Raw genomic sequence first — 11,608 nt, 5'->3', positions numbered from 1 at the left:
TTATTTTGATTAGAACTTGCGAAAATAAACCGGTTAAAGTGTGTCTAGCGCAAGAGATTTGCTATAATAGACGATAAGGGTAAAATGTAACGAGAAGGGGTTGAAAAATGTGTATCAAATTGTAACAGATTCTTGTTGTGATCTGCCATACCATGTATTAGCAAAAGAAAAAGTTGATTTTTTATCAATGAATCTCCAATTGAATGATCAAGAGTTAGTAGATGACCTCGGAAAGACATTCAATTATGACCGCTACATGAATCAGCTGAAAAATGGTGCGATGCCTACGACATCACAAATCAATGTTGGCCGATATTTAGAATTTTTCCGTTCTTATGCGGAAAAACAGATTCCTGTTTTATATGTGGCTTTTTCCAGTGGATTAAGCGGCTCTTACAGTAGTGCGCTTCAAGCGGTTGAATTGCTGAAGGAAGAATATGAAGACCCTGAGATCTATGTTTTTGATACAAAAGCTGCAAGTATTGGGGAAGGGCTTTTAGTATTGGAAGCTGTAAGATTGAAAAAAGAAGGTAAAAGCATCGAAGAAACCCTAGAGTGGCTGGAAAGTAATTATTTGAAAGTCCATTCATGGGTAACAGTAGACGATCTGAAATATCTAGAACGAGGCGGTAGGATTTCCAAAGCAAGTGCTACTCTTGGCAGTCTATTGAGTGTAAAGCCTATTATTACGGTGGATAAAGAAGGAAGGCTGACGAATGTTGACAAAGTTCGAGGAAGAAACAAGTCGATCCAGACAATCGTCAATGAGACGGTAAAAACAATCGTTGCACCACTTGATCAAATCGTTTATGTGGCTTACGCTGGGGATCTAGAGAGCGCGGAGAAGGCAAAACGGCTTTTGGAAGAGCAGATAAAGATGAAAGATGTGAAGCTTTATCCCTTAGGACCAACGATCGCCAGTCACACAGGCTATGGCTGTATCGCGATTTTTTCGATGGGAATCAGTCGATAAAAGCAGTAACTCATTCTGTAAAAAAGCCCAGAAATTGATTGTAACAAAAACAGCGACTCTTAAAAGATAGATGAGCATCCTATCTCTTAGAGGTCGCTGTTTTTTTATTTTTTAAGCTAAATAGGCCATTATGCCCATAACTCGTTCAATTGTTTTTGAATATCTGCATTTTCCAAAAATTCATCATATGTCGTATCAGCTCGATCGATCACACCTTTATCCGAAACGGCAATGATGCGGTTTGCCAATGTTTGGATAAATTGATGGTCATGTGACGCAAATAAGATTGAGCCAGTAAATGCCATCAAGCCGTCATTCAATGCTGTGATTGATTCTAAGTCTAAATGGTTCGTTGGATCATCTAATACAAGTACGTTAGCTTTCGAAAGCATCATTTTTGAAAGCATGCAACGGACTTTCTCTCCACCAGATAAAACATTCACTGGTTTCAATACTTCTTCACCAGAAAACAACATTCTTCCTAAGAAGCTTCTTAAGAAGGTGTTATCATCTTCTTCTTTACTTGCATATTGACGCAACCAGTCTAAAATCGTTAGATCAGTATCGAATTCTTTCGTTGTATCCTTTGGTAAATAAGAATTACTTGTTGTCACACCCCAACGTACTGTTCCAGTATCTGGCGTAATTTCACCCATGATAACTTTGAATAGCGTTGTTGTTGTTATATCATTTTCTGCGACGAAAGCGACCTTGTCTTCTTTGCTCAAATTAAAAGATATATCATCTAAATTTTTCTTTCCATCAATCGTTACACTTACATTTTCTACCTGCAATAAGTCGTTTCCAATCTCACGTTCAGGTTTGAATCCAACGAATGGATAACGTCTAGAAGAAGGTTGGATATCGTCTAAAGTAATTTTTTCAAGCATTTTTTTACGTGAAGTTGCTTGTTTTGATTTTGATGCATTCGCACTAAAGCGGGCAATAAATTCTTGGAGTTCTTTGATTTGTTCTTCTTTTTTGGCATTTGCGTTTGCTTGAAGTTTAGCCGCTAGTTGACTAGATTCCAACCAAAAATCATAATTTCCTACATAAAGTTTGATTTTACCAAAATCTAGATCCGCCATATGTGTACATACTTTGTTCAAAAAGTGACGGTCATGGGATACAACGATCACAGTATTTTCAAAATTGATCAAAAATTCTTCCAGCCAATTGATCGATTGGATATCCAGACCGTTTGTTGGTTCGTCTAGCAAAAGAACATCAGGTTTACCAAATAGTGTTTGTGCTAATAACACTTTTACCTTTTGTCCACCAGTTAATTCACTCATTTGCTGATGGTGCAATTCTTCAGGGATGTTCAGACCTTGCAGTAAAACAGCTGCTTCTGGTTCAGCTTCCCATCCATTAAGCTCAGCAAATTCTCCTTCTAATTCAGCTGCTCGAATACCATCTTCGTCAGTGAAATCCTCTTTCATGTAAATCGCATCTTTTTCTTTCATCACTTCATACAGACGCTTGTGTCCCATGATGACTGTTTCAAGTACAGTATAGTCTTCATAGTCGTAATGGTTCTGTTTCAATACGGCCATCCGTTCATCTGGTCCCATAGTAACGGAACCTGTGGAAGGCTGCAGATCCCCTGATAACACTTTAAGGAACGTTGATTTACCTGCACCATTTGCACCAATCAAGCCATAGCAGTTTCCGGGGGTAAATTTAATATTCACATCATCAAATAGTTTGCGGTCTGAAAAGTGCAAACTCACATCATTTACAGTAATCAATTTTTTTCCTCACTTTTATCATTATTAGTTTTGACAAGTCTTATAGAATTATATAGGGGAAAGGTAAAAGATTCAAGGCAATCGAACATTCTTTGTGTTTCACGTGAAACAGAATGAAAAAAATAAAAATAAAAGCGGAGCGAAAATAGCTACTATAGGATTTATTAGTTTGCAACAGCATAATTTTTGACGTTATTTATAAGAGGGAGTACTATAAAACTGTAAAAGAAATGAAAGAAGGATTGAAAATGGATGAAAAAAGAACCATCGACTGGGGCTCATTGATTTTGGGAATTTTATTTGTACTTGTCTCATTGTTATCATTTCAAGACCCTGTCGGAAATTTAGTTGCAATTGTAGTAGTCTTTGCGATTTTTGCCTTTATTAAAGGGATATTTGAACTGTTTGTACGGAACAGATTAAAAGAGCTAACAGGATATAAAGGAAAGATGCCCTTAATAATCGGGATCATCGATATTCTAGTTGGCGTCTTTTTCTTATTCAATATTGGTGCAGGAGTCGCAGCATTGCCTTTTGTTTTTGCAGTATGGTTTATTGCTGATTCAGTTTTAGCGTTATTTACTGCTGACTTGGCAAGAGGAGTAAGTGAAGGATATTATTGGTTTACGATCATCGTCAATATTTTAGGAATTTTATTAGGAATTTTCTTATTGTTTAATCCAATTTCTTCTGCGTTGACATTAAGCTTTTTAGTTGGATTCTATTTTATGTTATTTGGTATCACACATATCGTCTATGCATTTAGATAAGTAAAATCAAACAAATAAAAAAGCCGGCTTCCGATTACAGTTTTACTGTTGTAATTGGAAGCCGGCTTTTTTATCATGGACAAATATGCACGAGGTGATTTTTAGGTGTCGAGACAAATTTATGCAAAAATGTGAGAAGCTATATACACAAATTTTATCTTAATACTCGAAGCATAGCGCAGTTGTCACAACCTCTTTTCATATAATTCATTCAATACTGGCAAATCATGGACTTCATATTTTTCTTTGAATGCTTGGATTTCTTCTTCAGAATATTTTCTTGGATCTAAATGCAGATCTTCTACTGGCAATGGGCGCTTGTTATTGATCTTCACATCGATTACTACAGGACGATCTGATTTTGCAGCTGCATCAAAGGCAAATCGAAGTTGCGAGTATTCTGTGACTGTAAAGCTATTTGCCCCGAGCGCTTCTCCAACTTTACCGAAATCTGCATCTTCTAAAAATACACCAAATTTCTTTTGTTCCGTATCTTCTTGTTCTGCTTCGATGAAACCAAAAGAATCATTCGAAAAGACAACATTAATAATTGGAAGCTGATATTTGACTTGTGTAATGATATCTTGCATGACCATAGCAAACCCGCCATCACCACTTAAGGTAAATACTTGTTTTTCTGGGTAGCTTAGTTGTGCGGCAATTCCTCCTGGCACACCATTACCCATAGTTGCGAACCATCCAGATGTCGTATGTTTTTGTTTACCGTTCATATTCAATAAACGAATAGAATGGATAGTCGTGTTACCGACATCTGTGACGAAAATCGCATCGTCTTCAGCAATACGATTGATTTCTTTATAGACAGCCTCTGGACGAATCGGTTCTTCCTCTCGATCTTCAAAAGATTTCAACCAATTTACCCATTTTTCTTTATTTTCTTGATTTGCTAGGTACCAGCTATCAGCAGGGCGAGCATCCCCTAACTCGACAAGTCTTTGCAAAGCTGTGTTTGCATCACCGAGGATCGACAAAGATGTTTCATGGCGTCGTCCAAATTTTGACGCATCGATATCGATTTGGATAAATTCAGCAGTTGGATTAAAAAATGCACGTCCAAATGGGAAGTCGCTACCGACAAATAAGATCAGATCGGCTTCTGCCAATGCTTCATTTCCGGGTTTAGTAGCGACACGTCCAGCAAAACCAAGAAAGTTTTCATAATCATCAGGAATAATTCCTTTTGCTAGAACGGAAGCGACAACAGGAACTGAAAAATGTTCTGAGAATTCTTTGATTTGCGGAAATCCGTTTCGCGTTCCTTGACCAACATAAAGAACTGGTTTTTTTGCTTTTTCAAGATAAGGCAAAGCAGCTAGCAAATCTTTTTCTTCTGGTAATATCACACTTGTTTTGTGAGTGTGAGCGGTGGAGAAAGGTTGTTCGTCAATTTCTTCAAAACCAAGATCAACAGGGATAGTCACGATAGCCACGCCTTTATGCTCATAGGCGGCTTTAATGGCTTCATCTACTACATGCGGAAGACTTTGTGGTGTCATGACTGTACGATTGTATACGCTGACATCTGCGAAAATAGGATTTTCATTTAGTTCCTGGAAAGAGTTATAGTTCATGGATGTAGAAGCAACTTGTCCTAAGAACGCTACTAGAGGCACATGGTCCATCTGTGCATCATACAAACCATTGATCAAATGTGTCGCACCAGGTCCTGCAGAGCCGAAGACAGCGCCGACTTTCCCCGTTAATTTTGCATCTGCAGCGGCTGCGAGTGCGCCGACTTCTTCATGACGAACTTGAATGTAGTTGATTTCGGTTTTTTCTTGATATAGCGCATCCATAATTGAATTGAAAGATCCTCCGGGAATGCCGTAAATATGGTCGATACCCCAGCTTTCAAGAACTTTTACCATTGCGATTCCTGCATTGATTTTTGACATGGTGTTTCACTCCTTTAGCAATGATGATACATAAATTTTTTGTATCTAGAGTATAGAACTTTTTATCGAAAATCCCAACTAATTCGTCTTTTCACAAAAATGTAGTCATGTTTTTGGGAATATGCTAGAGTAGTACATAGATAGATTCAAGAGAGGGGAATGGCATGGTTGAATGGCTATTGAGACTTGAACCTTGGCAGCAAGCACTTGCTGGGACAGCTTTTACTTATTTTATGACAGCTCTTGGTGCCGGGTTGGTTTTTTTCTTTAAAGAAATCAAAAAAGAAGTGCTAAACTTGATGTTAGGATTTGCTTCTGGTGTCATGATTGCTGCAAGTTTTTGGTCTTTGTTAGATCCGGCTATTACAAAAGCAGAAGAAAATGGAGATATTGCTTGGCTAGTTGTAAGTATTGGGTTTGGTTTAGGCGGTGTGTTTTTATATATGGCAGATAAAACACTGCCCCATATGCATTTTGGACCACAACATGAAGCAGAAGGATTGCCTACCCATTTAAAACGGACGATCTTGCTTGTTTTTTCTATTACATTGCATAACATTCCTGAAGGTTTAGCCGTGGGGGTAGCATTCGGTGCAGCAGCAACTGCGGATAATCCGACAGCCGCTATATTAGCCGCTGTTTCGGTGGCGCTAGGTATTGGTATCCAAAACTTCCCAGAAGGAGCAGCTGTATCAATCCCGTTGCGACAAGAAGGTCTGAGTCGTAAAAAGGCCTTTGTTTACGGACAAGCTTCTGGAATCGTTGAACCAATTGCTGGAGTGATTGGAGCGCTAATAGTAACGAAAGTGGAGCTGCTGCTTCCTTATGCACTTGCTTTTGCCGCAGGAGCAATGATTTATGTCGTGGTGGAAGAATTGATCCCTGAAGCACAGCAGACATTGTCCAGCAAACGTCATTTTGCAGTTTTTGGCGTCATGAGTGGATTTATCATTATGATGATTTTGGATGTGGCATTAGGATAAATAAAAAAAATATATATGATATATCAAATAGGGCCGCGAACTTATATCGCGACCCTATTTTTTTAGTAAGTTATATCATAATGAAGTGAATGGTATCATACATTAATAATAGTTTTTTCTATGTGTATTTCCTTTGATCCAGCGAACAAGCCAGATGATAAGTGCGATTGGGATTAGAACTTTGACCGCAAACCATAAAAGCCCGCTTAGGACACTGACAAAAAGACTGATGACGAAGCTAGCTGCAATTAGCACTAAAAGAACCATGAAGATATTTAAGAACATATTTTTTTGACGCATACAAAACCCTCCTCTTGTTCATTCTTTACTATAGAAAAAGTATAACAGGGATTGTTTAAAAACACCTCCAACTGAAGACTGATTTTTACTTCATCTACTTAAATGATCAAACAATTGCTTTTTCTCTGGTTTATCATCTAAAATAGAGCGGAAAAGGAGGAGAATATCATGCCTAAAAATCGTCTTGAAGCATTTACAGATGCTGTAATCGCGATTATCATGACTATTTTAGTTTTAGAACTTCATGAACCTAACGGAGACACGTGGGAGGCGCTCGCTGCATTAGGTTACCGATTTTTTATCTATATTGTCAGTTTTATCATTTTAGCGATTTATTGGAACAATCATCATCATTTATTTCAAGTTGTACATAAGATAAATGGACGGGTCTTATGGGCGAACAGTTTCTTTGTTTTTGCGCTTTCGCTTTTTCCGTTTGCAACTTCATGGATCAGTGAGTACATCAATAGCCTGGCTCCAGAAATGACTTATGGTTTTGTTACCTTGACCGCTAATATTGCGTATTATATCTTGGCAAAAGAACTTGTCAAAGCAAATAAAGGCCACGAGAAAGCATTGAAGGCGATGTTGAATAATTACAAGAAATCGTATCTATCGATTGGTTTGAATGTGTTAGGAATTGTCTTAGGGTATTTAGTAGCGCCAGTAGCCGTGCTGATCGCAAACATCGTGATTCTAGCTGCTTGGATCATCCCAAGTCGTACCATCGAATCACAATATCGGTAAAATGATCCGTGTTTAAAATTTAAGAGAAAAATATAGAAAAAATAAATAAACGATCAAATATCCGAGTGATACTAGTATTCAAAGAGGGATGCAGATGGATCAAAAAAGAATTCATGTAGGACTGATTACTAGTTTTGTCACGATGCTTATTTATTTGGATCAAGGTCATTTGACTTGGACAGTAGTTGGTGTCGTAGGATTTTTGACATTATTCACAGCAATAAAAAAATAAACATCTTTATGTAATCTGATGTTCTATCTATTTAAGAAAAGCATGTTTACAGCAGTATGATTCTGTTGTAAACGTGTTTTTATTTGTGGAAAATTTAATTTTTAGAAAAGTGTATCGAAAAATAGATAGTTAGTTTTTCCACAGTGGATAACTTCGTAAGAGATAAAAATAAAAAACTAGTCAAAGAAGGGCGTATAGATTTCTTTTGATAGGAGATATACAACAGAAATGAATAAATATTAACGTGTTTTCAAACAGTATAAAACGGTGTGGTTTTTGGAATAAAAAAATAACATATCTCATTTTACACTTTTGTTATTTTATACTTAAAAAATAACGACACAGAAAATACCGTGTCTCAGATTTCTCTACTACTTCTAAAAACTACTGTTTTTTTCCTTTGAAATGCCTTCAAAAAGTAGGATCAGGCAGAATATACTGGCAGAATCAAGGAGAAGGGAGCCTAAATAAGGAGAAAAACCATAGAAAATATAAAGTAATTACTTATAAAACAAGCTTTTTATAGAAAAATAATATACCTGAGTAGGGTATAAATTAAGACGGAATTCCTTTCTAGATTGAGATATTGACTAGGAAGAATGTTAAGATTTTAAGCCTTTAAGCTAAAAAAAAACCCTTTTTGTTAAATAAGGGGAATATAGCCTGTCAGTTTCAAACTGCAAGTCGTCCTGCTGCAATAATATAGTAGATTAGAGATGAAAATAGATTTTTTTAAACCAATGACTGAATAAAAAGACCGTCATAGATACACATTGGAATGTGTCTATTACGGTCTTTTTTTACGAACGATTTTATTGAAGACGGACAGTTCGGGTCAAAAATAAAAAAGCTACGATCAGAAATAAGAATAAAATGTATCCCAAAATAATGGCTAGACGGTCTAACTTATTTGTCGATAGATGTTTGTTTAGAAGTTGATAGGCCCATAAACCTATCAGTCCTCCTGTTGTATTAGTTATCAAATCAGTGATGTCCGCTACGCCAATACCGAATAGGAATTGAATCAATTCTGCCAAGAAGCTTACAAGGAAAATAATCCCTAATTTTTTAGAAAAAGAAAGTCTCTTGAAATTGACATTCAAAAGCACCCCAAAAGGAAAAAAGACAATCAAGTTATAAGTGGTCTCACGTAATACCGTCGTATTTTCAAAAGAAAAAGTAGAAAAAGGGACGAGATTGACATTGCTGTAAGAATAAGTGAGAAATTGTGGAAGATTAAATGATAGCTTGAATAAAATCAACCATAATAGAAAGAATAAATAAATCCCTAATAAAAATTTTGATACATACCGCATAGACATCTCCTCCATTTAAAAAGTATACCATCGAAAACCGCTGAAAAATCATAAAAAAGTATGAAGTTTAAGGACCAACGTAGTTATCGTACGAAAATTAGAAGCTTTTTTTTGTTGGGAATCCGGTTTCTTTAACAAAGCTAAGATAGCGAGTTGCTTGGAAAAGTTGCTATCTTTTTTCTGTCAAAACGACTCGGAATGTTCGTTTTTTGTTCTAATTTCTCCAAGTTGTTTACTTTTTGATACTAAGTTTATGAAAAATCAAGAAATAGTTGTTATACTAGGTAATGCTGACAAACGGGATTGGCATTTCATCTTGGTTCAGCTTTTTTTCCAATTACTAGGAAGGAGGGATAGATTGTTCAAGACTTATTTTCGTTTCAATAAAATACAAGATAATCCTTTTCGTATCATGAATCTGATGCTACTTATCTTTATTGTATTATGGTTAGGTTACATAAATCATGATTTTTTGATTTCAAGTTTTTCATCATTAGGGATCTTTACTTTTTTCTATTATCAAAACATACCGATGAAATATTTGCTGAAACGTATGTTTCTGATCGGTTGCGGACTGTTGGTTGCTTTCGTTTTGGGGATCTTATCGACTTATGTTTTATGGCTTGAACCATTTGCCGTAGCTTTGGTTGCTTTTTCCAGCAGATTCGTGTTGCGATTATTCCATATTTCTAAACCAGGTGGCTTGTTTTTTGCGATGCTTTCTGCCATGGGAACGAGCATGCAGCTGCCAATCGCTCAATTACCGATCGTCTCACTTTATTTTTTTATGGGTGTCGTTTTTGCCCTGATTGCGGCAGTGATTACAAAATTACTGGATTCACGGCCTGAGCAGACAATTGAAAAAGCAACTTTAAAAGAAAGATTTCACGAAGAGCCTTTAGTGATCATTGATTCTGTTTTCTACAGCGCTGCCTTATTTCTTTCCGTTTATGTCAGTCACGGCTTGAATCTGCATAATCCTTATTGGTTGACCTTGTCATGTGCATCGATTTTGCTAGCAGAAAACTTGGATGCGATGAAGCATCGACAAGTCCAATATCTGATTGGATCGATGGGTGGGTTATGTGTGTCGGCATTCTTGTCATTTGTGCCGTTTACGCAGTTGCAGACCATTTTTCTGATCACTTTTCTATATGGAATCGCACAATTTCTAGTTGCTAGAAATTATGCAGTTGCTAATATTTTTCTTAATCCGATGGCGTTGATGCTATCTACACTTATTCGTGGAGCATACTTGATTTCTTTGATCGAATATCGTTTTTTAGGGATCGTCATAGGAAGTTTCATCGGTTTAGGTGTTGCGTGGGTAATGACGGTTGGTTTGCAACATTATTTAACGGTTGTTCGTCAAAAATTAGAATAGAAGGACAAATATATGTGCCAAAAGAGGTTATGACAAGATTTTTGTCACAACCTCTAATTCAAGGTGTTCAAAAGCCAGATTCTCAGCATTAAGTCAAATTCACACAAAAATGTGGAAAGGAACTTTCAAAAAAATTTTATATTTATTCTATCAAAAAATTTTGTTTATGATGGTAACTGAATAAACTTTCCTGAGATGGTCAATGCTTTCCTTGAAAGTCTTACAGATATTCTTTCTTCATAGAAAGTTTAAGTTTTATAGTTAGTGTACAATAAAAGTATGTTTATACCATATGGTGTCCGGATAATCAGTCATTTAAACAATGAGGTTCAAAGATATGAAAAGGGGAAATTTGATGAAGAAAATAAGCAATGAAATCCAAATTCTGGCAGAAACTTTAACTCTTCCCAAAGTCGTTATAGAGCAAATGATTGTACAAGCAAAAAACATCCTTGATGAGGTGTTTGAGCAATATAGTCATGAACTAATGGATCCTAATAAAGCAAAGGCGACTGCAAAGAAAATAGACAAAGTCTATGAAGAGGAACCTTTTGCAGCATTAGCTATTTATCTATATGCAGCTTCTCAAAGTTGGAAAAAAATTTATCAACCATTGAAGATTCCAAGAACTATCTATTTGGCAACAATGAATGCTTTTACTAGATTTATTCATGAACATTTCCAAGTAACAGGAAGCTATCGCTTTGACCGTGGTTTTTGGATTTGGCATTACACTAGTGGCTTGATCTTTCGGATTGGTGAATTGGAGTACGAAATGACATATTTTCCGAAAGGGTACACGGATCTAAGATTAGAAGGAAAGCAGTGCCTTTCTCTTCATATTCCTTCCGATGCAGATTTATCTCAGAATAAGATAAGAGATAGTTACGAAAGTGCCATTCGTTTTTTTGAACTTTATTTTCCTGATTACCATTACCAAGTGATGTACACAGATACTTGGTTACTATCACCCAATCTTACTAAATGGTTGAAAAAAGAGTCAAAAATCTGTCTTTTTGCAGCCGATTATCGATTATTATCAGTTGATGAACAGGACGATAGTGGAGTCCCTTGGATCTTTGGACGAGTAGATGCCCAAATACATGATTATCCAGAAAGTACGAGTTTACAGCGACAAGCAAAAGAGCAATTGCTTGCAGGCGAGCACATTGGCTCTGGCTTAGGTATTCTTACTTCATAAGTTTAGTACTTCGAAATAGTTTAAAAGAGCGTGAG

11 protein-coding genes are annotated in these 11,608 nt (G+C 36.5%); 7 read left to right on the top strand and 4 right to left on the bottom strand.

What is annotated here, in order from left to right:
* The first annotated feature begins 109 nt into the window (after positions 1 to 109).
* Positions 110 to 973 carry a DegV family protein gene (locus ESP02_RS11970; protein WP_002288377.1) on the top strand — a complete coding sequence of 288 codons (864 nt, stop codon included), beginning with the start codon at positions 110 to 112 and terminating at the stop codon, positions 971 to 973.
* 128 nt (positions 974 to 1,101) lie between these two features.
* Here the strand turns inward: ESP02_RS11970 and ESP02_RS11965 are convergent, their stop codons facing one another.
* Positions 1,102 to 2,724, bottom strand: a complete 1,623-nt coding sequence (locus ESP02_RS11965; protein ID WP_038398318.1) for an ABC-F family ATP-binding cassette domain-containing protein — start codon at positions 2,722 to 2,724, stop codon at positions 1,102 to 1,104.
* 248 nt (positions 2,725 to 2,972) lie between these two features.
* On the opposite strand from ESP02_RS11965, the gene ESP02_RS11960 reads away from it, so the two are divergent.
* Positions 2,973 to 3,494 carry an HdeD family acid-resistance protein gene (locus ESP02_RS11960; protein WP_002309892.1) on the top strand — a complete coding sequence of 174 codons (522 nt, stop codon included), beginning with the start codon at positions 2,973 to 2,975 and terminating at the stop codon, positions 3,492 to 3,494.
* 185 nt (positions 3,495 to 3,679) lie between these two features.
* Here ESP02_RS11960 and spxB read toward each other — a convergent pair whose 3' ends face one another.
* Complete coding sequence (gene spxB, locus ESP02_RS11955; RefSeq protein ID WP_002288384.1) at positions 3,680 to 5,410, bottom strand: pyruvate oxidase; 1,731 nt, start codon at positions 5,408 to 5,410, stop codon at positions 3,680 to 3,682.
* A gap of 164 nt (positions 5,411 to 5,574) precedes the next feature.
* On the opposite strand from spxB, the gene ESP02_RS11950 reads away from it, so the two are divergent.
* Complete coding sequence (locus ESP02_RS11950; protein WP_038398319.1) at positions 5,575 to 6,393, top strand: ZIP family metal transporter; 819 nt, start codon at positions 5,575 to 5,577, stop codon at positions 6,391 to 6,393.
* A gap of 102 nt (positions 6,394 to 6,495) precedes the next feature.
* Here ESP02_RS11950 and ESP02_RS11945 read toward each other — a convergent pair whose 3' ends face one another.
* Positions 6,496 to 6,693, bottom strand: a complete 198-nt coding sequence (locus tag ESP02_RS11945; RefSeq protein ID WP_002294340.1) for a hypothetical protein — start codon at positions 6,691 to 6,693, stop codon at positions 6,496 to 6,498.
* Between the two features lie 168 nt (positions 6,694 to 6,861).
* Here ESP02_RS11945 and ESP02_RS11940 point away from each other — a divergent pair, with 168 nt between their 5' ends.
* Positions 6,862 to 7,440 carry a TMEM175 family protein gene (locus tag ESP02_RS11940; protein WP_002288651.1) on the top strand — a complete coding sequence of 193 codons (579 nt, stop codon included), beginning with the start codon at positions 6,862 to 6,864 and terminating at the stop codon, positions 7,438 to 7,440.
* Positions 7,441 to 7,534: 94 nt separating this feature from the next.
* On the top strand, positions 7,535 to 7,672 hold the full coding sequence (locus tag ESP02_RS13365) for a hypothetical protein (RefSeq protein WP_002294338.1): 138 nt from the start codon (positions 7,535 to 7,537) through the stop codon (positions 7,670 to 7,672).
* Positions 7,673 to 8,484: 812 nt separating this feature from the next.
* Here the strand turns inward: ESP02_RS13365 and ESP02_RS11935 are convergent.
* Entirely contained in the window at positions 8,485 to 8,988 is a 504-nt protein-coding gene (locus tag ESP02_RS11935; protein ID WP_002288650.1) for a VanZ family protein, read from the bottom strand.
* 358 nt (positions 8,989 to 9,346) lie between these two features.
* On the opposite strand from ESP02_RS11935, the gene ESP02_RS11930 reads away from it, so the two are divergent.
* A complete protein-coding gene (locus ESP02_RS11930; RefSeq protein ID WP_002288649.1) occupies positions 9,347 to 10,372 on the top strand; it encodes an FUSC family protein in 1,026 nt (341 codons plus the stop codon).
* Between the two features lie 322 nt (positions 10,373 to 10,694).
* Entirely contained in the window at positions 10,695 to 11,573 is an 879-nt protein-coding gene (locus ESP02_RS11925; RefSeq protein WP_002321472.1) for an acyltransferase domain-containing protein, read from the top strand.
* Positions 11,574 to 11,608 lie beyond the last annotated feature (35 nt).

Origin of the sequence: Enterococcus sp. NBRC 3427 (genome assembly GCF_007996925.1) — a bacterium.
GTDB classification, from domain to species: domain Bacteria; phylum Bacillota; class Bacilli; order Lactobacillales; family Enterococcaceae; genus Enterococcus_B; species Enterococcus_B lactis.
The sequence above is the reverse complement of the archived record's forward strand: the minus strand, read 5'-3'. Positions and strand labels throughout refer to the sequence as shown.